The 23,504-nt window shown below is 63.6% G+C and carries 23 protein-coding genes; 6 read left to right on the top strand and 17 right to left on the bottom strand.

The genetic code is table 11. The annotated features are described in order from the left end of the window. Positions 1–2: 2 nt before the first annotated feature. From G7016_RS16680 to G7016_RS16640, 9 genes are all read right to left on the bottom strand, one after another. A complete protein-coding gene (locus G7016_RS16680) occupies positions 3–419 on the bottom strand; it encodes a RidA family protein (protein ID WP_181116550.1) in 417 nt (138 codons plus the stop codon). A gap of 2 nt (positions 420–421) precedes the next feature. Then, complete coding sequence (locus G7016_RS16675; protein ID WP_181116547.1) at positions 422–1,741, bottom strand: flavin-containing monooxygenase; 1,320 nt, start codon at positions 1,739–1,741, stop codon at positions 422–424. Between the two features lie 153 nt (positions 1,742–1,894). After that, entirely contained in the window at positions 1,895–2,734 is an 840-nt protein-coding gene (locus G7016_RS16670; RefSeq protein WP_181116544.1) for an ABC transporter ATP-binding protein, read from the bottom strand. Continuing rightward, positions 2,722–3,525, bottom strand: coding sequence for an ABC transporter permease (locus tag G7016_RS16665; RefSeq protein ID WP_181116541.1), 804 nt, complete (start codon positions 3,523–3,525; stop codon positions 2,722–2,724). Before G7016_RS16665 ends, G7016_RS16670 begins: the two co-directional genes overlap by 13 nt. A gap of 10 nt (positions 3,526–3,535) precedes the next feature. Then, complete coding sequence (locus G7016_RS16660) at positions 3,536–4,522, bottom strand: ABC transporter substrate-binding protein (RefSeq protein ID WP_181116538.1); 987 nt, start codon at positions 4,520–4,522, stop codon at positions 3,536–3,538. Positions 4,523–4,764: 242 nt separating this feature from the next. After that, on the bottom strand, positions 4,765–5,340 hold the full coding sequence (locus G7016_RS16655) for a PIN domain-containing protein (RefSeq protein WP_181116535.1): 576 nt from the start codon (positions 5,338–5,340) through the stop codon (positions 4,765–4,767). Next, positions 5,337–5,804 (bottom strand): helix-turn-helix domain-containing protein, encoded by a 468-nt coding sequence (locus G7016_RS16650; protein WP_181116532.1) that lies wholly within the window; start codon positions 5,802–5,804, stop codon positions 5,337–5,339. The genes G7016_RS16655 and G7016_RS16650 overlap by 4 nt, the downstream gene beginning before the upstream one ends. 106 nt (positions 5,805–5,910) lie before the next feature. After that, the gene (locus G7016_RS16645) at positions 5,911–6,366 is read right to left on the bottom strand and encodes a type II 3-dehydroquinate dehydratase (protein ID WP_181116529.1); all 456 of its coding nucleotides are present in this window, start codon (positions 6,364–6,366) and stop codon (positions 5,911–5,913) included. A 14-nt stretch (positions 6,367–6,380) separates the two neighbouring features. Then, the gene (locus G7016_RS16640; protein WP_181116527.1) at positions 6,381–7,748 is read right to left on the bottom strand and encodes an MFS transporter; all 1,368 of its coding nucleotides are present in this window, start codon (positions 7,746–7,748) and stop codon (positions 6,381–6,383) included. Positions 7,749–7,900: 152 nt separating this feature from the next. Between G7016_RS16640 and G7016_RS16635 the strand changes: the two genes are divergently transcribed. Continuing rightward, positions 7,901–8,794 (top strand): LysR family transcriptional regulator, encoded by an 894-nt coding sequence (locus G7016_RS16635; RefSeq protein WP_181116524.1) that lies wholly within the window; start codon positions 7,901–7,903, stop codon positions 8,792–8,794. A gap of 27 nt (positions 8,795–8,821) precedes the next feature. Here G7016_RS16635 and G7016_RS16630 read toward each other — a convergent pair whose 3' ends face one another. Continuing rightward, on the bottom strand, positions 8,822–10,201 hold the full coding sequence (locus tag G7016_RS16630; RefSeq protein ID WP_375139702.1) for an aspartate aminotransferase family protein: 1,380 nt from the start codon (positions 10,199–10,201) through the stop codon (positions 8,822–8,824). Between the two features lie 127 nt (positions 10,202–10,328). On the opposite strand from G7016_RS16630, the gene G7016_RS16625 reads away from it, so the two are divergent. After that, entirely contained in the window at positions 10,329–10,949 is a 621-nt protein-coding gene (locus G7016_RS16625; RefSeq protein WP_181116519.1) for a TetR/AcrR family transcriptional regulator, read from the top strand. Here G7016_RS16625 and G7016_RS16620 read toward each other — a convergent pair. After that, positions 10,946–11,845, bottom strand: a complete 900-nt coding sequence (locus G7016_RS16620) for a LysR family transcriptional regulator (RefSeq protein ID WP_225773758.1) — start codon at positions 11,843–11,845, stop codon at positions 10,946–10,948. The genes G7016_RS16625 and G7016_RS16620 overlap by 4 nt on opposite strands. 128 nt (positions 11,846–11,973) lie before the next feature. On the opposite strand from G7016_RS16620, the gene G7016_RS16615 reads away from it, so the two are divergent. Next, complete coding sequence (locus tag G7016_RS16615) at positions 11,974–13,323, top strand: MFS transporter (protein ID WP_181116517.1); 1,350 nt, start codon at positions 11,974–11,976, stop codon at positions 13,321–13,323. A 174-nt stretch (positions 13,324–13,497) separates the two neighbouring features. On the opposite strand, the gene G7016_RS16610 is transcribed toward G7016_RS16615, so the two are convergent. Both G7016_RS16610 and G7016_RS16605 read right to left on the bottom strand, forming a co-directional pair. After that, complete coding sequence (locus tag G7016_RS16610) at positions 13,498–13,821, bottom strand: hypothetical protein (protein WP_181116514.1); 324 nt, start codon at positions 13,819–13,821, stop codon at positions 13,498–13,500. A gap of 12 nt (positions 13,822–13,833) precedes the next feature. Then, positions 13,834–14,304, bottom strand: a complete 471-nt coding sequence (locus tag G7016_RS16605) for an Lrp/AsnC family transcriptional regulator (protein WP_181116511.1) — start codon at positions 14,302–14,304, stop codon at positions 13,834–13,836. 121 nt (positions 14,305–14,425) lie between these two features. Here G7016_RS16605 and G7016_RS16600 point away from each other — a divergent pair, with 121 nt between their 5' ends. The 3 genes from G7016_RS16600 to G7016_RS16590 all read left to right on the top strand — a co-directional run bounded on the left by G7016_RS16600 (position 14,426) and on the right by G7016_RS16590 (position 19,276). Continuing rightward, on the top strand, positions 14,426–16,504 hold the full coding sequence (locus G7016_RS16600; RefSeq protein WP_181116509.1) for an alpha-ketoacid dehydrogenase subunit alpha/beta: 2,079 nt from the start codon (positions 14,426–14,428) through the stop codon (positions 16,502–16,504). A gap of 1 nt (position 16,505) precedes the next feature. Continuing rightward, positions 16,506–17,690 (top strand): 2-oxo acid dehydrogenase subunit E2, encoded by a 1,185-nt coding sequence (locus G7016_RS16595; protein WP_219856308.1) that lies wholly within the window; start codon positions 16,506–16,508, stop codon positions 17,688–17,690. 77 nt (positions 17,691–17,767) lie between these two features. Continuing rightward, entirely contained in the window at positions 17,768–19,276 is a 1,509-nt protein-coding gene (locus tag G7016_RS16590; RefSeq protein ID WP_181116506.1) for a xylulokinase, read from the top strand. 9 nt (positions 19,277–19,285) lie between these two features. On the opposite strand, the gene G7016_RS16585 is transcribed toward G7016_RS16590, so the two are convergent. The 4 genes from G7016_RS16585 to G7016_RS16570 all read right to left on the bottom strand — a co-directional run bounded on the left by G7016_RS16585 (position 19,286) and on the right by G7016_RS16570 (position 23,460). Next, on the bottom strand, positions 19,286–20,251 hold the full coding sequence (locus tag G7016_RS16585; protein WP_181116503.1) for a sugar-binding transcriptional regulator: 966 nt from the start codon (positions 20,249–20,251) through the stop codon (positions 19,286–19,288). 32 nt (positions 20,252–20,283) lie between these two features. After that, positions 20,284–21,147, bottom strand: a complete 864-nt coding sequence (locus tag G7016_RS16580; protein WP_181116501.1) for a carbohydrate ABC transporter permease — start codon at positions 21,145–21,147, stop codon at positions 20,284–20,286. A gap of 1 nt (position 21,148) precedes the next feature. Next, on the bottom strand, positions 21,149–22,057 hold the full coding sequence (locus tag G7016_RS16575) for a carbohydrate ABC transporter permease (protein WP_181116498.1): 909 nt from the start codon (positions 22,055–22,057) through the stop codon (positions 21,149–21,151). A gap of 68 nt (positions 22,058–22,125) precedes the next feature. Continuing rightward, complete coding sequence (locus G7016_RS16570) at positions 22,126–23,460, bottom strand: ABC transporter substrate-binding protein (protein ID WP_181116494.1); 1,335 nt, start codon at positions 23,458–23,460, stop codon at positions 22,126–22,128. Positions 23,461–23,504 lie beyond the last annotated feature (44 nt).

Below are 23,504 nucleotides of genomic sequence, written 5' to 3'. Positions count from 1 at the left end.
TGTCATTCCGGAATGACTGCGATCACGTCGATTTCCATCAGCCATTGGGGCTGGCCCAACGCGGAAACCACCAGGCCGGTCGAGATCGGGAATACGCCCTTCAGCCATTTGCCCACTTCCTGGTACACCGGCTCGCGGTAGCGAGGGTCGGTGAGGTAGGTGGTGGTTTTCACGATGTGGCTAAGGTCGCTGCCGGCTTCTTCAAGCAACTGCTTCACGTTGCGCATGGCCTGTTCCGCCTGGGCGCGGGGGTCACCCAGGCCCACCAGTTGGCCGTCGAAATCGGTGCCCACCTGGCCGCGCACATACACCGTATTGCCGGCGCGTACCGCCTGGCACAGGTCGTTGTCCAGGGTTTGGTTGGGGTAGGTGTCGCGGGTATTGAACATGCGAATGCGGGTATGGGTTGGCTGGGCCATGGTCAAACTCCTGCGACGGCCGAACGCTTCGGCATAGGGCTGGCTGGGTGGGAGGAGGCAGGCAGCGGGCCGCTTTCATACGCCTCGTAAGTGCGTTGCTTGGCGATGTGGCCAGCGATGTGGCGGGCGTCGTGCCACACGCCCCAGATAAATGCCGAGCCACGGCGGGTGAGCCACGGCAGGCCCAGGAAATAGATGCCCGGCTCGCTGCCGACGCCGCGCTGGTGCTGGGGCTTGCCGGCGCTATCCAGGGCGTTGCCTTCCAGCCAGCTGAAGTCCACCGCGTAGCCGGTGGCCCAGATGATCGAGGTGATACCCGCGGCGGCCAGGTCCAGCGACAACAGCGGCTGGGTCACACAGTCGGGGTTGGAGTACACCCGCCGTGCCTCGGGCTCTTCGGGAAGGTCCAGGCCGTTACGGGCGATGTAAGCGTCCGCCGCGTCCAGCAGCGCCTGGTAGTTTTCGTCGCCACGGGCGAGGTTGTCGGCCAGGTCTGGCGCGAAGCTCACCACGCCGTTATCGAAGGCGCGGGTAAGGCCAACGAGGGTGATGCCTTGGTGGGCCAGCGCGCGGAAGTCCACGGTGCGTCCGCCATGGGCGCCGCTCACCGCGATGGTCACATGCTCACGGCCCGGCTTGCGCACTTCGGCGTCCCATTCGCCGAGCACGCCCAGCCACCAGCAAAAGTCCCGGCCACGGTAGGCGCGCGGCGGCCGATCATGGGCGCCGACGGAGAGGTAGACCTGCCGCCCGGCGTCGCGCAGTTCGTCGGCAATCTGTACGCCGGACGAGCCCGCACCCACTACCAGCACCGCCCCTTCGGGCAACTGCCGTGGGTTGCGGTACTCGGCCGAGTGCAGCTGCAGCAAACCTTCGATGGCCGGCGCAATGGCCGGGATCACTGGCCGCTGGAAGGGCCCGGTAGCGGCCACCACGCGGCGGGCCTCGAGGGTGCCTTCGGACGTGTCCACGGTGAACCCTGGGCGGCCGACGTTGCGGGTCACTCGTTTGACCTCCACGCCGGTACGGATCGGGGCGTTGATCTGCCGTGCGTAGGTTTCGAAGTAGGAGGCCACGTCGTCCTTGCCGGCAAAGCCGTCCGGGTGAACGCTGGCAAATTCCAGCCCGGGAAAGCGGTCGTGCCACGCTGGGCCGTTGGCGACCAGTGAATCCCAGCGGCCAGTGCGCCAGGCTTCGGCGATACGGTTACGTTCAAGTACCAGGTGGGGCACGCCCAGCGCGCCCAGGTGTTCACTCATGGCCACGCCGGCTTGCCCTGCGCCAACCACCAGTGTGTCAATGAAAGTATTGTTCAGTGTCATCGGTGTTTCCTTGAAGAAGACCGTGTTACATCAGGCTAGAGCGGGGCAGGGCACCGGTAAAATAGTATTAAGTTGGGCACTGAATATATTTGAACGAAGTGCTGCTGTAGCGAGTAGGTAACTTTGGAATGCCCGCGTTAACTACCGGCGCTGTCAATGTTCTTCGCCTTCGTGTAACAAGTGGAAGATTTCTTTTTTCATCGATATAAACCCTGGGTCCATCACCATGTCCAGGTGACGCGGCCGTTCTATGGGCACGTCCAGCACTTTCTTGATACGCCCCGGGCGGGCGCCCATGGCGAAGATCTGGTCGCCCAGCAGAATGGCCTCGTCAATGTCATGGGTCACGAACAACACCGTCTTCTTGCTGTGCTCCCAGACCTTCAACAGCAGTTGCTGCATTTGCAGGCGGGTCTGGCTGTCCAGGGCGCCGAAGGGCTCGTCCATCAACAGGATTTGCGGATCGTTGGCAAGCGCCCGGGCGATCGCCACCCGTTGCTTCATGCCGCCGGACAGCTGCTTGGAGTAATTGTCGGCAAACCGGGTGAGGCCCACCTCGTTGAGGTAATGCTCGACGATGTCCTTGCGTTCGGCGGCGCCGACCTTGCGGCGTTTGAGCCCGAACTCGATGTTCTGCCGCACGGTAAGCCACGGGAACAGGGTGTAGGCCTGGAACACCATGCCGCGGTCCGCGCCGGGTCCGTCCACCGCCTTGCCGTTCACGAAAATGTCGCCGCCGCTGGGCTCAGCCAGGCCGGCAGTGAGGTACAGCAGGCTGGACTTGCCGCAGCCCGAAGGCCCTACCAGCACCGCGAACTGCTGGTCTTTTACCTCCAGCGACACGTTTTCCAGCGCGGTGAATACGCCGCCATCCGGGGTGGGATAGCGCAGGCTCACGCTGTCGATCTTCAAGCTGGTCGCGGCGGCAGGCGCGCCGGCCTGGCCGGCAGCCACGCCGCCGAAACGGTTGGACGCTGCGGTTATTGTGCCCATGCTGCCACCTTCAAACGGATCAGACGGAAAAGTTGGTCAGTGATCAGGCCCAACAGGCCGATCACCGCAATGGCCAGGAAGATCACATCCACCTGGAAGCCGCGCATGGCCTTGAGGCTCAGGTAGCCCAGGCCACTGGAGGCAGCTACCAGTTCGGCGACCACGAGGTAAGTCCAGGCCCAGCCCATTGTCACCCGCAAGGTGTCGAGAATGCCGGGCACCGAGGCCGGGGCAATCACATGCACCAAGGCATCGCGGCGGTTCGAACCCAGAGTGTAGGAGGCGTCGACCAGGTCCCGGGAAATCCCGCGGGACACGTCGGCGATCATCACCAGTTGCTGAAAGAACACGCCGAAGATGATTACCGACACCCGCTGTTCGATGCCGATGCCGATCCAGAGGATGAACAGCGGCACGAACGAGGTGACCGGCAGGTAGCGAATGAAATTCACCACTGGCTCGAGGAACGCCTGCACCACCCGGAAGCTGCCCATCAGCAGCCCCAGGGGTACGGCCACAACGGAGGACACAATAAAGCCCACCATCACCACTTCCAGGCTGGCCCATACGTGTTCGCTCAGCGCGCCGTCCCGCGACAGTCGCAGCGCGGCATCCACGACCGCACCGGGTGTAGGCAGGAACATTGCCGGCACTATGCCGCCGTACGACAAACCCGCCCACAGGCCGATCATCAAGGCCCAGGCCAGGGCGCTGGCGCTCCATACCACGGGCATGGGCAACGAGGTTTTCGGTGTGATGCACCGGTTCAGCCATGAGCTGCGCTTGAACATGGAAGGCTCCTTACTTGGGCGTCACGAAGCGGTTATCGACCAGTTCGTCGTAGGTCACGTTGTAAGGCTTGCCTTGCAAGGCGCTGGCGGCTTCGTTGGCCAGCTTCAATACCGCGGCGGCGTCGCCCGGCTTGCCGTTGCTGCCCAGCAGCTTCTCGCTCATGGCCTGGTCGTAGAAGCGCACGCCCTTGGCGGCGGCGGCGAGTTCTTTCGGGTCTGCCAGGTAACCGCCCACACCCTTGGCCATCGCGGCATAGGCCTGCTCAGGATGGTCCTTGGTGTATTGCACTGCCTTGTAGAGGCCACTTACCAGCGCCTTCACGTCGGCGGGCTGCTTCTCGATCACGTCACAGCTCAGCGCCACCACGTCAACGATCACCCCGGGGGTGCTACTGCTGTCCACCAGCACCTTGCCCTGCTGCTTGTTGCGCACCATGGACAAGTGCGGCTCCCAGGTCACGGCGGCAGGCACGCGGCCGGCGATAAAGGCCGTGGCGGCATCGTCTGCGGTCATGTTCTGAATCTTCAGGTCGCTCATCTGCATGCCCGCCTGCTTGAGCAGGTAGCTGAGCCAGAACTGCGACACCGAGCCTTCGTTCACCGCAATGGCCTTGCCTTTGAGGTCGCTGAGGCTGTTCACATCCTTGCCGACCACCACGCCGTCGCCGCCATAGCTTTCATCCAGCGCGGCCACCGCCTTGAAGCAGAACTGTGGGCGGTACTTGAGGATTTCATCCAGGGTAGAAGCCGAGCCGGACAACTTGCCCGACGCCTGCGCGGCCATGTACATGGAAGCTTCTTCGATGGTAGGCAATTCGACCGTAAGGCCTTGCTCCTTGAAGTAGCCCAGGTCCTGGGCCAGGTACAGCGTGCCGTAGCCCACCCAAGTGGTATGCCCGATGGACAGCGTGCCAGCCTGTGCCGCAGTAGCGGCGCCAGCCAACAGGGCACCGGATGCCAGCAGCGTGGCGCAACGCGAAACGAAAGAATGGACCATGAATCACTCCCGAGATCGACAGAGAAGGGTTGTTCGAGTTGTCTGGGCAGGAAGCGAAAAGCGAAGGAAGGTACGGCTTCTGACGAGCCTTGATCGGTGGGGCACAGCGATGGTGGCCGATTGGGCGGGGAAGGAAAATTATTAAATATGTGGTTTGGGACGAGGAAAAAGCTAACGGCGAGGGGCGGGTGCCCACTCGCCTTGAACAAAGCTGTTCAGGCGGCGACAGCGAACCGGTGTAATCAAATCAGCCGTTCATACTCAGCAAGCAACTTTACGCTTTGTGTCAGGCCCTGACGCGACAAGCGGCTGAGGAATTCTCGCGCGGTATGTGAAGGGTTTTTTAGCGAAGCTCTTTGAGCGTGTGCGGCCTGAAGTACTGCAGCAGGATCCAGATCGAAAAGGTCAGCAATGAAGTCGTCTGGGTGTACCGCTTCGATATCAAAGCCGGAAAGGGCGTGTGAAGGAAAGTCCTTCAGGTTGAACGTCACGATGACGGAAGCGTTGCATTTGATAGCCGCAGCTAAAACGTGACGGTCATCCGGGTCAGGTAGGTCAAGTGATGGGAAGAGACATTCGTGACCCGTGACAAGTGCGTCGGGGACAGCTTTGTCCATGGTCGAGGACGTGCGATCGAGTTGCTCCTGACTAAGATCTGGGCGATTGAGTAACAGGTTTCGCTTCCATTCGTGGTGAATCTGCGCGGTCCAGCGGGCGCGGTAGATGCCTGTAAGGGCCAGGTGCATCAGAAAATCCCTTAACGGTGCCGGATAAAGCACGTTCGCATCATAGACCGCTGTAAAGGGCGAATGCCTCATTCGTAGCCCATCCTCAGCGCTTGGGCCTGGGCTACCAATTCGTCCATCGCCGCACGGCTTTCCTCGATCCGCCGCTGCTTGTAGCTCATCAGATCGGCGAACTTCACTCGACGATGACGGCCGGTTTTTGTGTGAGGTATCACGCCCTCGTCCAGCAGCTTCACCAAATGAGGGCGGGAGACGTTCAGCAGGTCAGCCGCTTCCTGCGAGGTGAGCTCGGCGTGAACAGGAACGATTTTGACGGCGTTCCCCATTGCCAACTCACCGAGTATCTGGTCCAGAAGGTGTAATGCATGGGCGGGAAGCTGAACGGTGTGGGGACGGGAATGTTCATCAAGGATTTCGATTCGCTGGGTCTCCAATTTCGTGGATAGAAACTCAGCGAGCTGCCGCCGGGATTCAACCGCAGCGGCAATTTCTTTCTCATTAGGAAGAAGGGTCAGGTTCGAGTCAGCGTCGGTCATTTCGGTATCCAGGCAGTAGCGGTAGGCAATATGCGCCGATCCAGTGTCTCCCTTTTAATCGAAATAATCGAAAATCGCAATAAACGAAACGCGACCTCGCAGGCTTTTACTCCCTTGCCGCCCGTACCTCTAGCAACCCGGCCACCGCTCTGATCGCCAACGGGTACCCCTGCGCGCCCAGCCCGCAGATCACCGCGTTGGCCACCGTGGACATGATGGAGTGGCGGTGCAGTTCGTCCCGGGCATGGATGTTGGACAGGTGCAGCTCGATCAGCGGCGCTTCGATCAGCTTCAGCGCATCAAGCACGGGAATGGAATGGAAGGACAGGCCCGCCGGGTTGATCACTACCGCCGCGCCCTGCTCGAACGCTTCCTGCAGCCAGTCCACCATCACCCCCTCATGGTTGGTCTGGCGAAAGTCACAGCGCAGGTCAAGCTGTGCAGCGGTGGCTTCGGTAAGCCGCTGAATGTCGGCGAGCGTGGTATGGCCGTAGATATGAGGCTCGCGGCGCCCCAGCAGGTTCAGGTTTGGGCCATTGAGTACAAAGACGGTACGGTTCATGGAGGTCTGCCGGGTCATTTGGAAAATTGTTTGGCGAGGAGCGCGTTCGGCTGCTCACCGTGTGGCTGTTCGGGCACCACGTGGTTGAGGTCGATGCCCCGGGTTTCCGGACCGATGCAGATCATCGCCAGAGACACCAGGTTGATCGCCGCGCACAGCGACACCAGCGGCCAAGGGGAGTTACCGGACTGGCTCATCAGCCATACCGCGATCATCGGCATGGGGCCGCCTACCAGCAGGTTGGCACCGGTGTAGGCGAGCGCCGAGCCGGAGTAGCGCACCTGGGTGGGGAATGCCTCGGCGAAGGCCACGGGCTGAATGCCGCTCTGGAATTGGGTAAAGCCCAGGAACAGCCCCATGATCGCCATGATTGCGCCCAGGTTGCGGGTATCCAGGATCGGGAAGTACACCATCAGGATCAGCAGGGTCATGCAGGAGCCAAAGGCCAATGCCTTCTTGCGGCCCCACCGGTCAGAGAGGTAACCGCCGGCCAACGCACCAACGATTGCACACACGTTGGCGACCATCAGCGACATGAACCCCGTGGACTGGCTCAAGCCAAGGTGCTTGGTAAGGTAGCTGAGGGAGAAGATCACGATCAGGTAGAACAGCGCCGCTGGCGAGCAGAAGAACAGCATCAGCCGCGTGATGGTTTTGCCGTGGCCGCTCAAGGCAGATTTCAGCGGGCTGCGCACTTGCTTGACGGGGGCGGATTTCAGCGCGACGAAGGCCGGGGTTTCGTCCACCTTCAGGCGGATGAAAATAGCCACCACCACCAACACGAAGCTCATCAGGAACGGGATTCGCCAGCCGTAGCTGTCGAACTGTTCCGCGCTTAACGTCGCCGCGAGGGCCATCAGCACTGCGTTGGCCAGTATCTGGCTCAACGGCGAACATAAGCCCAGCAGGCCGGAATAGCGCCCGCGCCTGTCAGGGGCGGCATGCTCCAGTGCCATAAGCTGCGCACCGGTCGACTCCCCCCCAAGCGCGAAGCCCTGGATGATGCGCAGCATCACCAGCAACACCGGGGCCCATACGCCCACTTGGTTGTAGGTAGGTAACAGCCCCATCAGTACCGAGGCCAGGCCCATCATGGTGACGGTGGCGAGCATCAGGTTGCGGCGGCCCAGCTTGTCGCCCAGGTAGCCGCAGGTGATCGCACCCAGTGGCCGCGCGGCGAGGCCTACACCGAAGGTCGCCAGCGAGGCGAGCAGCCCGGCGGTGGGCTCCATCGCCGGGAAGAACAGCTTGGGCAAGACGGTGGCCGACACCGCACCGTACAGGGTGAAATCGAACCATTCCAGCGCCGTGCCGATGGTCGCGGCGGTAACAGCCCGGCGTGGCATGTGCGAAGCGTGGGGAGAACCGGTGGTTGCGTTCATAAGAAGCCTGCCATTGTTTTTATGGTTATGGGCCCGCTCCTGGCGCCGAAGCATGCACAGGGGAAGACGTGACTGGACGGTACTCCAACGCACCAGCAAAATAACTGGCATTGGCCGAGCAAATCCATAAGGCCGCCTTATGAGTGCGCGCCATGGAACTCCGTCACCTGAAAGCCTTCGTGGTTGCCGCTGACCTCCAGCATTTCAGCCAGGCCGCTGAACACCTGGGTATCGCGCAGCCGGCGCTCAGCCAGTTGATCCGCACGCTTGAGAAAGAGCTCGGGCTGTCGCTGTTCCGGCGAGAAGGGCGGGGCGTAGCGCTCACGCCAGCAGGGCACGCCTTTCTCCCCCATGCACGGCAGTCGATCGAAGAGGGTGAGCGTGCGGTTGCGGCGGCACGGCGGGCGCGGCGTGGTGAAGTGGGTGAGATCAACATTGGTTTCCATTCGGCGCTGCTCGAGCCGAACCTGCCCCAGCTGCTGCGCTACTACTTCAGCGCGTTCCCGCAGGTGACCGTGGCGCTGGTGGACGCCGGCATTCGCGGCCAGTTCGAGGGGCTGCTGGACCACACCATCGACCTGGCGTTTGCACGGGTGTTCAAGGACCACCTGCCTGAGCGCCTGCGCACGCACCCGTTCAGCCACGCCAGGCTGGTGCTGCTGATCCCGGATAACCACGAGCTGGCGCACAGCTTTTCCGGAGAGCTGGCGGCCCTCCGGCATGAACAATTCATTTTCCTGCAGGACCCGGCCGGCATCGGCCTCACCTCGCATACCTTGCAGGCGTGCCGGCAGAACCAGCTGCACCCGGGCAACATCCGCTACGTGCCCTCGCTGATGAGTATCCCGGGGCTGGTGGCGGCCGGTATCGGCGTCAGCATCGTGCCTGAGCCCGTAGCGCGGCTGACCATGCCCGGCGTGCACATCGTGCCGCTGGCGCAGCCGGAAATGGTCAGCGAGCTATCGCTCATTTCCCGTATCGATGAACGCTCCAGCGCGGTGCTGCACTTCATCGAAGAGGCCAATGCCTGGGACCGAACCGCCTGAACGCAGACGCGGCGCGGCCCAGCTGGGTCATCCGCGGCCAAGTTCCTGAGCAGTGCGGTCCACGGCCAGGCGGGTCTTGTTCACCAGCTCGTCGATGTCCGCGTGGGTGGCGATCAGCGCGGGCGCAAGGATCATTCGGCCCAGTGTGGAGCGAATGATGATGCCTTCCTCGAAGCCAATGGTGCGGCAACGCCAGGCGATGTCGTTCTCGTTGTCGAAGCGTTTGCGGGTGGCGCGGTGTTCAGCGAACTGTAGCGCGGCGACCATGCCCAGGCCCTGAATCTCGCCTATCAAGGGGTGATGCTCGAATGCTTCGCGCAACCGCTGTTGCAAGTAAGGCCCGGTATCGCTTTTCACCCGCTCCACGATGCCTTCGTCTCGCAGCGCCTTGAGGTTGGCGATGGCCACGGCAGCGGCTACCGGGTGCCCTGAATACGTAAGGCCGTGGGCGAACACGCCGCCTTTCTCCACCAGCGCCTCGGCCATGCGCCGCGACAGGATCAGCCCGCCCATGGGGATGTAGCCGGAGGTGAGCCCCTTGGCGATGGACAGGGTATCGGGCTCGAAGCCGAACGCCTGGTGGGCGAACCATTCGCCGGTGCGGCCGAAGCCGCCGATCACTTCGTCCGCGCAGAGCAGCACATCATATTGGCGGCAGATGCGCTGGATCTCCGGCCAGTAAGTGGCCGGCGGAATGATCATGCCGCCTGCGCCCTGGAAGGGTTCAGCCACGAACGCCGCCACGTTTTCGGCGCCAAGTTCGAGGATTTTTTCTTCCAGCTGACGCGCGGCCTGCAAGCCAAATGCCTCCGGGGTGAGGTCACCGCCATGGGCATACCAGTACGGCTCGTCGATATGGGCGACGTCCGGGATCATCCCGCCCATGTCGTGCATGAATTTCATGCCGCCCAGCGCCGTCGCCGCCAAGGTAGAGCCGTGGTAGCCATTCCAGCGACCGATCATGATTTTCTTCTGGGGTTGCCCCATGACCTGCCAGTACCGCCGCACGGTACGAATCAGCACCTCGTTCGCTTCGGAGCCGGAGTTGGTGTAGATCGCATGGCTGTAGTGGCCGGGTAGCAGGCTGAACAGCAGTTCGGACAGCTCCACCACGGCAGGGTGGGTGGTGTGAAAGAACATGTTGTAGTACGGCAGCTCGGCCAGCTGAGCAGTGGCGGCGGCCGCCAGGTCCTTGCGGCCATAGCCAAGGTTGGTGCACCACAGCCCCGACATGCCATCAAGGTAGCGCGTGCCATCGTTGTCCCACAACGTGAGCCCGTCGCCTTTGACCATTACCCGGGGCTTGCTGGCGTTCAGCGCCTTTTGATCGACGAAGGCATGGATATGGTGCGCGGCATCCAGCGCCTGGTAGTCCTCGGTGCTGCGTTTTACAGAAGGCTGGGCCACGGTCATGTCCTCTGGAAGAAGTGGGGAACAATTCTTCGCATGCAAAAATATTTTTGTAAACAAAATATTTTTAATGGGAAAGCGTTTCCGGTAGCGTCTACTTCTCCAGCACTCGCGAATCGTGCCCATGAATGACCCGGAAACCCTTGGCCTGAGGGCCCGCCAGAAACAGCAGCGCCGCCAGCAGATTGCTGCCGCCGCGTTGGAGGCATTTGTCGCCAATGGTTTCGCCGCCACCACGCTTGATCAGATCGCCAGCCGTGCGGGTGTGTCCGCGCCCACGGTGGTGAACTACTTCGGCGGCAAGCAACAGATACTGCTGGCGCTGCTCAGCGAGCCAGACCAGCAAGCGATGCGTGAATTTCGCCATCGCTTGCCAGCGTACCGGCATCCGCTGGAAGCGCTGTGTGACCTTGAGCAACTGATGACCCGCAACCAGTTGAGCGCCTTACCGGCCTCGCTCTGGCGAGAGCTGGCGCCTTACCTGTTCACGGGCGAAATGGCGGAAATATTCCAACCCTGGAACGCCGCCGTGGTGGAGCAAGCCCGTGCCGTGCTGGAGCATTTCAAGGCAGAGGGCCTGATCAGCGACGCCACCGATGTGGACGTGGCCGCCACCGTGTTCAACCAGTACGCCAACGTGGCGTTCATGCGGCTGGCCACCGAGGCCGAGCCGGACCGGGCCGGCCACGCGCGGCATATGCGCAGCGTGTTCGAGCTGCTGTGCACGGGAATGCTGCGCCACTAGGCTGGGCGGCCAAGGTTGGCGAAGTACGCCTGCGCCATTCGCAGGAACGGTCCCAGTGCCGGGTTATCGTTATCCTTGCGCGAGGCCATGTGTACTTCGGCGAACGCTTCGGCGCCCAGCAGCGGGCGAAATTCCAGCTGGCCAGGGTAGAGGTCCTGGGCCGCCGCGGGCACGATCGCCACGCCCAGCCCGGCGCGTACCAGGCCCAGGATCGAATGGGTTTGCCCCAGGTGATACAAGTAGCGCGGGGTGACACCGGCGGCTGCGAACAGGCCGGCGATGCAGTCATAGAAATAGCGGCCTTCATCAGGTGCGTACATCACGAAGGGGTGTTCGGCCAGGGCAGGTAACCCAATGCGCTCATGGGCCGCCAAAGGGTGCCCGCTGGGCAGGGTGACCAGTAGCGGTTCGCGGCAGATCAGCTGATAGTCCATTTCATCCTGCGCCGCCGCGCGCCGTACGAAGCCGATGTCGATCATTTGCGCCGCCAGCGCTTCTGCCTGAGCACCGGATACCATCTCCTGCAACTCCACTTCCACGTCGGGCAGCACGGTACGGGCGTGGCCAAGCATGCCCGGGATCAGCGCGTAACCGGATACGGCTGTGAAGCCCAGCATCAGCCGCCCGGCCTCGCCGTGGGCCAGGCGGCGGGCGGAGTTACCGGCCTGTTCGGAGTAGCTCAGCACATGCCGGGCGTCCCGTAGAAAGTGGCGGCCGGCGACGGTGAGCTTGACCTGGCGGTTGCTGCGCTCCAGCAGCGTGACCCCGAGCGAACGCTCCAGCAACTGGATTTGCCGGCTGAGGGGCGGCTGGGTCATGAACAGCCGTTTGGCGGCGCGGCCGAAGTGCAGCTCTTCGGCCACGGTAACGAAACAACGAAGCTGGTGCAGTTCCACGATTCAATTCTTGTATTGATCCATTCAGTATCTATGTTAGACGCGCATGGCTGGGTTTCCTACGCTGGGCTTGCAGGGCTACACCGATTCCAACAATAAACCTCCTTTGAAGGAGGCCGGAGACCGCCATGACCGCCAGAACCGCCTCAATGGCCGCACCCATTGCCCAGGCACGGGTCGGCCGCCGCCGCTTCGTGATCCTCGCGCTGATCTTCCTCGTCACCGTGCTCAATTACGCCGACCGCGCCACCATGTCCATCGCCGGTACCGGTGTGGTGAAAGACCTGGGCCTGGACCCGATCATGCTTGGGATGATCTTCTCCGCCTTCGCCTGGGCCTACGCGCTGGGGCAGATTCCGGGCGGCTGGCTGCTGGACAAGTTCGGCGCGCGGCGGGTGTACGGGTGCAGCCTGTTCTTATGGTCATTGTTCACCATGTTGCAAGGGACGGTGGGCTGGATCGGCCTGGTAGGTTCGATGGCGGCGCTGACGCTGTTCGGCATGCGCTTCATGCTCGGCCTGGTGGAATCTCCTGCGTTCCCGGCCAACAACCGCATCGTGTCATGCTGGTTTCCTACCAGCGAGCGCGGTACCGCCTCGGCGCTGTTCAACTCCGCCCAATACATGGCGGTGGTCGTGTTCGCCCCGCTGATGGCCTGGCTCACCCACGCGTGGGGCTGGGAGCACGTGTTCCTGTGGATGGGCGCCCTGGGGCTGGTGGCCACGGTGTTCTGGTTCGCCCTGTATCGCGAGCCCTTCAGCGATTCGCGCCTGAGCGAGGCTGAACTGAGCTACATGCGTGACGGCGGCGCCCTGGTGGACCTGGAAACCACCCGCCGCGAGCAAAAGCCCAAACTCAAGTGGCAAGAGGTGAAGCAGCTGTTCACCAGTCGCACCTTGTGGGCCATCTACCTGGGCCAATACTGCATCACCGCGCTCACCTACTTCTTTATCACCTGGTTCCCGATCTACCTGATCAAGGGCCGCGGCATGACCATCATGGAAGCCGGTTGGGTGGCTGCGCTGCCGGCCATCTGCGGCTTCTCCGGTGGGGTGCTGGGTGGGGTGGTATCGGACTACCTGATCCGCAAGGGTGTGCATCCTTCCCGGGCACGCAAAACGCCGTTCGTGATGGGCATGGCGCTGGCTTCCAGCCTGGTCTCGGCCAACTTCGTGGACGCCAACTGGATGGTGATCGCCCTCATGGCGCTGGCGTTCTTCGGCAAAGGCCTGGCGGCTGTAGGCTGGGCCGTGCTGTCCGACACCGCGCCCAAAGGCATGGTGGGCCTGAGCGGGGGCGTGTTCAACGGCATCGGCAACATCGCCGGGATCGTCACCCCGGTGGTGATCGGCTTCTTCGTGGCCTCCACCGGCTCGTTCAACACTGCCCTCTGGTTTGTCGCGGCCCACGGCCTGTTCGGCATCGCGGCGTATACCCTCTTGGCGGGGCGGTTCGAGCGGGTGGTGATTGGGGAATAGGCCTTGCCTGGGAGTCGAATGATCTATTTTGTTCGCAGGCTTCGCCTACTCAGGGTTGGCGCGGGCTGGAGCAATACCCCTGTGGGACCTGGCGTAGCCAGGGAATGTGCGCTGGGGAAGGTAGGAAGGCGAACCGAGCTCTCACACCCACGTTTCCGCCCTCCGCCGATGCAGCTACAGGCCGAAGTCGGCCTCATACCACAGCGCATAGGGGCTGTTCTTCACCAGATAACGGTTGAAGTCCGGGGCGCCGTCGTCCCACCACACCGGGCCGCGTTCGCCCAGGGCCAGCTTGGCCGCATTCACCTGCTCGCGGGCTTGCTTCAGCGCGGCGCAATCCTCGGCGGCTTTGGCGGTTTTTACCGCCCGGCGCGCATTCATCAGTGCCTTCACATACTCGGCTCGGGTCGCTTTGGGCAATGCCGGGTTGCTGCACCGCCACAGGCGGCCCTTGACCACGAAGTAACGGCCGTCTGGCGTGGAAGGGTAGGTGGTCATCTTCGGGCCTCGTTATACCGGCAGGGCACCGTGGCTTTTGACCTCGCGCAGCACCACGGCCGAGCGGATGTCATTCACCCCGGGCAGCTTGAAGATCACTTCGTGCAAAAAGGCGTCGTAGCGGGCGATGTCGGGCGTGACCACCTTGAGCACGTAGTCCGCCTGGCCGGTGGTGCTGTAGCACTCCACGATAGCCGGGCACTCGCGCACGGCTTGCTCGAAGGCTTCCACCACGTTTTCCACGTGGCGCGCCAGGTTGATCTCCGCCAGCACGCAAGTGGCCAAGCCGACCTGGGCCCGGTCGATCACTGCGGTGTAACGCTGGATCGCCCCGCTCAGCTCCAGCGCCTTCAACCGCTTCCATGTAGGCGTAGTGGATAGCCCAATGCGGTTGGCCAGGTCTTGCACCGAGAGGCGGCCATCTTCCTGCAGCGCGGCAAGGATTTTCATGGAATGCGGATCTGGCTGATGTTTGTTATTCATATAGGGCTCAGCGAACAGGTTCATGCTCGAATCTGCCCTAAACGGCGAAAAATAAAAAGCCTATTCTCCGCGGCTGTCCCTAGCATGTGCTTACGCCTTTACCGCTAGGGACAATAACAAGATGACGGTATTACAGAGCGAAGCGCTGGCCACCCCCCTGGCTATTGCCACCCCGGACTGGGCCCGTGTGGCGTACCTGTTGAAGGTGTCACGCGGGCTGGATGAGCTGGAAGAAAAAAACCTGGTGCCGGAGAAAAAGGTGCTGTACCAGTTTTCGGCGCGGGGCCATGACCTGGCGCAGATCCTCCTGGGCCTGCAACTCACCGACCCTCACGACGCCGCGTGTGGTTACTACCGCTCGCGGCCTTTGTTGCTGGCGCTGGGCGTGGAACTTGCCGACGCGCTGGGCTCGTCCATGGCGCGGGCCGGGGGCTACTCGGACGGGCGCGACATCGGCGTGGTGTTCAACTACCCCAACCCCGGCGGTGTGACGGCATTGCCCATGTGCGGCGGAGTAGGCGCCCAGTACACGCCTACCGCTGGCTGGGCGCAGGCGCTGGAATACCGCACCAAAGTGCTCAAGCAGCCCGGTCACGAACGTGCGATCAGCGTGGTGCTGGGTGGCGATGGCTCGGTGGCCACCAATGGTTTCTGGTCCGCGCTCACCATCGCTACCACCCAGCAACTGCCGATGCTGTTTTACATCGAGGACAACGGCTTCGGTATTTCCGTACCTTCGACCTTTCAAACGCCGGGTGGCGACATCGCCCGCAACCTCGCCAGCTTCCAAGGCCTGCACGTGCTATCAGGCGACGGCAGCCAGCCGGAGCCGTGCGCCCGGTTGATCGCCGAGGCGGTGGAGCATGTGCGCTCCCGTCGCGGCCCTTGCCTGCTGCGGCTGACGGTGCCCCGGCTGGAGGGCCACAGCTTCCAGGACACCCAAGCCTACAAGCCAGCGGCCACGATCAAGCGCGAATGGTCCCGCGACCCCTTGCCCCGGCTGCGCGAGCTGCTGATACCCAGCCAACTCAGCGCCACGGCCTGGGACCAGCTGGAGGCGCAGGCCGCGCAAGCCGTGCGGCAGGCCTGCGAAGAGGCGCAAGCTCGCCCCCTGAGCGACCCCGCGCGGGTGACCGATCATGTGTTTTTCGACGGCACCTTGCAGCAGCGCGGCGGCCAATGGCCAGAGGGATACCAACCTCCGCCCACCAGCCTCACGCCCAAGCCCGAAGGGCAGCGCCTGAACATGGTGGCCGCGATCCGGCGCACGCTGGACCACGAGCTGACCGTGAACCCGCGGGTGGTGCTGTTCGGCGAAGACATCGGCCCCAAGGGCGGCGTGCACGCGGTAACCCTGGGCCTGCAGGAAAAGCACGGCGCGCAGCGTGTGTTCGACACCAGCTTGTCGGAGGAGGGCATCATCGGGCGTGCCGTGGGCATGGCGCTGGGGGGGCTGGTACCGGTGCCCGAGATACAGTTTCGCAAGTACGCCGACCCCGCCGTGGAGCAGCTCAACGACTGTGGCACCTTGCGCTGGCGCACCCATAACCGTTTCGCCGCGCCTATGGTGGTGCGTATCGCTGGTGGCTTCTTCAAATGCGGCGACCCTTGGCACAGCCAGACCAACGAAGTGCAGTTCGTGCATTCCCCCGGCTGGAAGGTGGCCGTGCCCTCCAACGCCGAGGACGCCGTAGGGCTGCTGCGCACAGCGCTGCGCGGAAACGACCCGGTGATCTTTTTTGAGCACCGCGCCATGCTCGATGCGGCTTCGGCGCGCCGCTGCTACCCTGGCGACAACTTCACGCTGCCGTTCGGCAAGGCCCGTCAGGTGCTCAGCAGCGATGGCATTACCGTGGTGGCTTGGGGCGCAATGGTGGAACGCTGCGAAGCGGCCGCGCAAGGCCGGCCCGTGGACCTGCTGGACCTGCGCACGCTGATGCCCTGGGACCGGGAAGCGGTACTGGCCTCGGTGCGCAAGACCCACCGCTGCCTCATCGTGCATGAAGACCTGGGTACCGCAGGCTTCGGCGCGGAAGTGGCGGCGGTGGTGGCAGACGAGGCCTTCCTGGACCTCGACGCGCCGGTGTCCCGGTTGACCATGCCCGACATCCCTAGCCCTCATCACCCCACGCTACTCGAAGCGGTGCTGCCGTCGGTGGCGGGCATCCAGGCAAAGCTCGATGAACTGCTGGGGTTTTGAGATGAACGACATGACACTGGACCATCAGAACATCCTTGCCCCCCTGCAGCAGGAAGGTACCCGCGCTGTGCTGCGCACCTGGCTCAAGGGCGCTGGCGCCGAGGTGAGCCAGGACGAGCCGGTTGCGGAGCTGGAAACCGACAAGGTGGTGGTGGAAGTGTGCGCGCCATGCGCCGGGCATTTGCAGGTGGTGCTGGAGGAAGGCGGGGCAGCCGAACCCGGCGCCGTGCTAGGCAGGGTGAGCGTGGGGCCGCTGCAGGCAACGTTACCCCAGCCTGCCCCGGAACCGCTCGCCGACCCGGTCGAGACCCGGCTGTCACCTTCCGTGCGCCGTTTGCTGGCGGACAACGGCCTGAGCGCCGAACAGCTCAAGGGCCGAGGCACCGGGCGCGGCGGGCGGCTGACCCGGGCTGATGTGGTGGCGGTACTGGAACAGCGTGCCACGACACCGGCGCCTGTGCCCATGGAAGGCTCGGGCCCCCGCGTGGCAGCACGCATACCCCACAGCCCCATGCGCAGGGCCATCGCCGAGCACATGCAGCGCTCGGTGAGCACCGCTCCGCATGTGACAGCCATGGTGGAAGCCGATTTCAGCGCCATCATCGCCCACCGCAACGCGCACAAGGCACGGTTCGCCGAGCAGCGCGGTGCGCTCACCTTCACCGCCTATTTCCTCGCCGCTGCCGCCCAGGCCATGGCCGCCGCGCCGGCCGTGAACAGTCGTTGGCATGACGATGAGCTGGAGTTGTTCGAAGACATCAACATCGGCGTAGGTACTGCCCTGGGTGATGAAGGCCTGGTGGTGCCGGTGGTTCATCGGGTGCAGGAGCTTTCGCTGCTGGGTATCGCCCGGCGGTTGCAGGAGCAGACCGAGGCCGCGCGCGCAGGTCGCCTGCGGGCCGCTGATCTTCAGGGAGGCACCTTCACGCTGTCCAACCATGGGGTGGCCGGCACACTGCTGGCCACGCCCATCATCATCAACCAGCCGCAATCGGCGATTTTGGGGATTGGCGCGCTGGAGAAGCGGGTGGTGGTCAAGGAGGTGGACGGTATCGACACCCTGCAAGTGCGGCCGCGCGCCTATGTCACCCTCACCATCGACCATCGCGTGCTGGATGGCAGCCAGGCCAACGCCTGGCTCAAGCGGTTCGTGCAGGTACTCGAACGGTGGCCAGCCGAAAGCTGATGCCGGGCGCGGTGGTGTACCCGGCGTTGCGCTAGGCTGTTGCTATCAAAAAATAACAACCAGCGCAGGGGCGGCCCATGGCCAACGTCGTTATCGGCATCGATCTGAGTACAACCACCTGCAAGGCCATCGCCTGGGACGCTACGGGCAACCTGGTTGCCCAGGCACGGGCACCGCTCACGCTGCAGCAGCCCATGCCGGGCGCCTATGAGCAAAGCCCGCATGAATGGTGGGCGGCGGCCCAGGCGGCGCTTCAAGCCGTGATGGCGCAACTGAACGGGCACACTGTGGCGGCACTGGCGGTGGTCAACCAGCGTGAAACCCTGGCAGTGACAGACGCCCATGACCGCCTGCTGCGCCCGGCGCTGTTGTGGCTGGACGAGCGCCGCCAGCATCAAGTGGCTGGTGTGGCCGAGCGGGTAGGGCGTGAGCGCTTGCATGCGCTCACCGGCAAACCCTATGACTGGTCGCCGGCGATCTACAGCCTGGCGTGGATGGCCAGCGCCGAGCCGGAGCTGTTCGCTCAGGTTGCTCACGTGTATGACCCTCACGCCTGGCTGGTGCGCCAGCTCACTGGTGAATTCGCCACCAGCTGGGCTAGCGCCGACCCCTTCGGGGCCTTCGACATTGCCGGGCACTGCTGGGCGCAGGAAGTGCTCGATGCCCTCCCTGGCAAGGTGGCCGCGCAGGTGTTTGCTCAAGCCATGGCGCCGGGCAAGGTGCTGGGTGAAGTGAGTACGGTTGCAGCGGCCACCACCGGCGTGCCAGCCGGTACACCGGTGGTGGCGGGCGGTGGCGATGGCCAGGCGGGTGGCCTGGGGGTTGGCATGGTGCGCCCCGGCGTCGCTTATCTCAACCTTGGTACCGCCGTGGTGTCGGGGCTGTACTGCGAAACGCCAGCGGTCGACCCAGCGTTTCGAACGATGTGCGCGATCGACCGTCAGGGCTATGTGCTGGAGACTTCGCTGCGTGCAGGTACGTTGTTGGTAAACACCTTGGTGCGGCAATTCTTCGGGCTGGACCCAGCCAGTTGCCTGCCGATGCTGGAAGCCGAAGCTGCGAAGGCCCCGCCAGGCAGTGGTGGGTTGCTGTTGTTGCCCTACTGGAATGGGGTGATGAACCCGTGGTGGGATGCCCAGGCGCGGGGCTGCCTGCTGGGCCTGGGGCCGGAACATGGCCGTGGCGAGATTTACCGCGCACTGCTTGAAGGCATCGCCCTGGAGCAGGCGGTGGCCACCCGGGCTGTGCTTCAGGCCACTGGCGGTACGGTGGAACAGTTCGTGGCCATTGGCGGTGGCGCGGCCAGCCGTGTGTGGTGTCAGATCGTGGCTGACATCTGCGACCGGCCCGTGGTGCGGGCCACCACACAGGAAGCCTCCAGCCTGGGCGCCGGTATCGCCGCCGCCGTGGGTGCGGGCTGGTACGAGGACTTCGCCTCCGCTGCGGCGGCCATGACCCAGGGCGGCGAAACCCTCATGCCCACCTTGGCCGAGCGGGGCTTCCATGCTGAACTGCTGGCGGTGTACAGCGACCTTTATCCCGCCCTGCGGCCGCTGTATCCGCGGCTGGCGGGGCTCAGGAGGTAGCGACAGCGGCTACAACAACTCCTGCGCCGCCGCTTCGTCGATCACCAGTTCATGCACGAAGCCGCGCTTGAGCACGGCGCGGATGATCTCAGCCTTGTACGGCCCGCCGGACACCAGCACCACGTGCTTGATCCGGCGCAGGTCTTCCAGCTCGATGGACACGGCGCGGCGGTTGAGGGGGTGATCCACTTCCTCGCCGTCGGCGTTCAGCCAGCGGCCAAGCAGGTCGCCCACGGCCCCGGCAGCTTTGAGGCTGTCGCCGTCTTCGGGATTCACCAGCCCCAGCTCCAGCATCAACGAGCGCTCGGTCAGGTCGCCCACGGTGAGCAGCGCGAGGTCGGCCTGCTTCGCCTTGCCCAGCACGGCCTGCACCGAGGCCTCAGCCAGGATCATGTCGCGGTAATGCTCGGAAGGGGCGAACACCGGCGCCGCGAGGTAGTAGTACTCGCCGCCGAACAGCCCGGCCAGGCTGGAGGCAATCTCTACGGTATTGTTCGCCGAGCCGTAGTGAAGCCCGCCCAGCAACGACAGCACGGTAACCCCTGGCAATGCGCGGCCTTGCAGCTCGCGAACAGCTTCGCGCAGCGTACGCCCCCAGCCCACGGCCACGATGCTGCCTTCGCCTACATGATCCTGAACCCGCGGCGCTACGCCTACGCCCAGTACGCGGAAAATCATCCTCGGGTCGTCGGGCGTGGGCACCACCACAGCCCGTTGCAGGCCATAGCGATCCTGAAGTTGGTGCTCCAGCGCCACGCAACTGGCCAGCGGGGAATTGATACGGATCTGCACTACGCCGTTTTCCCGGCTGGCGGCCAGGGCCTTGTTGACCCGCGCGCGGGTAATGCCGAAGCGGTCGGCAATCTGCTGCTGGGTCATGTCGGTAACGTAGTAATACCAGGCGATGCGGATGTTCAGCTGGTCGTCGGCATTGACCGTGTCGGCGTCTGCAAAATCAGGTGGACGAATGTGCACGGTGTGTTCCCTTGGCCCGTAATGCGTGCGCGCTATTTCACCGCGCCCATGGTCAGCCCTTGTACCAGATGCCGCGAAACCATCAACGCGAAAATCACCACCGGGAACACGATCAGCGTGCCGGTCGCGGTGATTTCGCCCCACGGCAGGTCGTAGCCGCTCATGAAGCTGGTAGCGCTCACCGGCGCGGTACGGGCGTTGTTGCGGGTAAGCACCAGGGCATACAACAGTTCGTTCCAGGAGAAAATGAACGAGAAGATCGCTGATACCGCCACGCCCGGCATGGCCAGGGGCAGCGCGATGCGCCAGAAGATCGCCCAGCGCGACGCGCCCGAAAGCCGTGCAGCTTCGTCCAGGTCCTTGGGCACGCCGCGAAACTGGTCGGTGCAGATCCATACCACGATCGGCAGGTTGAAGGTCAGGTACACCAGGATCAGCACCAGATGGGTGTCGATCAAATTGAGGGTACGTGCCATCAGGTACACCGGCAGCGCCACCACAATCGGGCTAAGCATGCGGTTAGTGATGAACCAGAACCACAGATCCTGCTTGCCGCGGAATTCGAAGCGCGCCAGCGCATACGCCGCCGGGGTGCCCAGCCCCACCGCCAGCGCCGTGGTGCTCAACGCCACAATCAGGGAGTTGCCCAGGCTGCTCAGCACGTCGCGCTGGAACAGCACCTGGGTGTAGTTATCCAGCCGCGGCGTGAACAGCCATACCGGCGGCGAGGCCAGGGCTTCGGCCTGGGTCTTCATGCTGGTGGCGACCATCCAGTAGAACGGGAACACCGCGAACAGCACGATGGCCAGCAGCCCGACCAAGTGCCAGGCATGAATCCGGATGCGGGGGCGTGCAATGCTGTGCGCCGCGCCGGCGGGCGTAGCCAAGGTGCTCATGTCAAACCTCCCGGTAAACGAATCGGATATACAGCCGCGCCAACACGATGGTGACGATCAACAGCAGAATCGCCTGAGCCGAGGCCACGCCCTGATCGAACACACGAAAGCCCACGCGCTGGATGTACACGCTCACCAGTTCCGTGGCCGCACCCGGCCCGCCCCGGGTCATGGTGAACACGGTATCGAACATCTTCAGTACGTCGGCGGTGCGCAGGATCAGGATCACCGTCACGCTAGGCAGCAAAAAGGGCAGTTGTACATAGCGCAGCACCTGCCAGCGGCTGCGGGTTTCCAGCCGCGCGGCTTCTTCCACTTCGGTGGGTACCATGGTCAGGCCCGCCAGCAGCACCAGCGCGCAGAAGGGTGTCCACTGCCAGATGTCCATCAGCGCCACGGCGAAGAAGGCATTGAGCGGGTCGCCCAGCCATTCCACCGGGCCTGTCCCGGCCATGCCCAGCAGGGCATTGGCCACACCGAAGTCCCGGTTGAAAATCAGCCGCCCGATCAAGCCCGCCACGGCCGGCGCGGTGGCCAGCGGCACCACCAGGCTCATCCGCGCCAGCAACTTGAAGCCGCTCAAGCCAGGCTTGTGCAGCAACAGCGCGATGATCAAGCCCAGTGCCAGTTGAACGGGCAACACGGTAAGCAAGAAGCTGAACGTGCGGCCCAGCGCCGCCCAGAAGGATGGGTCTTGCAGCACGCTCAGGTAATTGTCCACGCCAATGAATGGGGTAGGGTCTTTCGGCCGGGCCAGGTTGTATTGGCGGAACGAGTTCACCAGCGCGAACACGGTGGGGAATATCCCGATCAATGCCAGCGCCACGGTCGCTGGCGCCAGAAACGCCAGCGCCGCGCGGGTGTTGTTCCACAGGGCTGGGCCCAGTTCGCGTACAGGTTTGCCCGGCATGCCGGCGTTCCTCCGCAAGTGTGTGCACCCATGGCGCCAAGGCTGGGAAGCCAAGGCGCCGGTTCCGGTCATTTACGCAGGGGCTTGTCGCCTTTGTAGTAACCGGCCTTGCCCAGGATGTCTTCCACGCGGGCGCCAATGGTCTTGGCGCCGTCGCTTACGCTGGCCTTGCCCAACATCATGGCAGTGCCGTGCTCGCCGATCACTTCAGACACTTCCGGCCACTCGGGGAAGCGTGGCCGGTAGTCGGGCACGCCGCCTTCCCATGAGGTCACCATGGGCTGCACGAATGGGTAGCGTTTTTGCACGTCAGCGTCTTTGTACACGCTGGTGCGCCCGCTCACGCCACCGGCTTCCAGGTAGGGCTTGGCCATGGCTTCAGAGGTTACCCACTGAATGAACAGCCAGGCCGCGGCTTTTTTCTCTTCCGAACTGTTGGCGTTCACGCCCAGGGAGAAACCGCCCAGTGCGGGCTTCAGCCCGGCGGGGCCTTTGGGCTCGGTGGCCACGGCCAGGCAGCTGGTGATCTTGGATTTGTTCGGGTCGGCCAAGGTGCTGTAGAACGCCGACCACTCGGTGATCATTGCCACCTTGCCCTGGGCCAGCGCGTTCACCGCCTCGTTGTGGTCATAATCGACGATGCCCGGGGGCATGAACTTCATCAGGTCCTGGCGGAACTGAAGCCCGGCCTGGGATTCCTTCGAATTGAGGTTGGATTTGAAGTTGGCGTCAAGCAGCGAGCCGCCAAACGGCCAGAGCATGCGCATGAAGCTGTCTGCCGACTGGGTTTCGCCCCGTCGTGATTGCAGCGCGTAGGCGTACTGCCCCTTGCCGGCGTCGGTGAGCTTGGGCGCGTAGGTGTGCAGCAGTTCATCCCAGGTGGCCGGTGGCTTGTCGAAGCCGGCGTCCTTGAGCAGGCACTTGTTGTAGAACAGCAGCCCGGAATAGTTATCGAAAGGCAGGCCGTACAGTTCATCGCCCCAGCCGCCGAAGGATTTGAGCAGGATCGGGAAAAAGCCGTCCAGCTTCAGGTCCGGGTCGGCCAGCGCCTTGTTGCCGGTGAAGGTCTTGACCGGCTCCAGCCAGCCGTTGCCGGCGAATTCACCGATCCACACCACGTCCGTGAGCACCACGTCCAGTTCGTCGCCGGAGGTGAAGCTGAGCACCTCGCGTTCGCGGCTGTTTTCGTAAGGCACGGTTTCGTAGCTGACCTTGATGCCGGTGGCCTTTTCGAACTGTGGCAACAGCTTGATGGCGGCGGCGTAACCGGGGCGGTCGAGGAAAATCGCCTTGATGGTAGTGCCCTTGTACGGCTTGGCGGCTTCTTCGAGGGTCCAGGCGTGGGCGCCGACGCTGCCCAGGGCAAGGCCGAGGGCCAGGGCCCGGCAAACAGGCTTGTTCATGTACGCAACCTCTCTTTTATTGTTGTGGGTGAACGTCACGTGAG

It is taken from the genome of Pseudomonas japonica (assembly GCF_013522925.1).
Lineage (GTDB): Bacteria > Pseudomonadota > Gammaproteobacteria > Pseudomonadales > Pseudomonadaceae > Aquipseudomonas > Aquipseudomonas japonica_A.
Note: the sequence above shows the minus strand (reverse complement) of the source record. Positions and strands in the feature narration are given on the sequence as shown.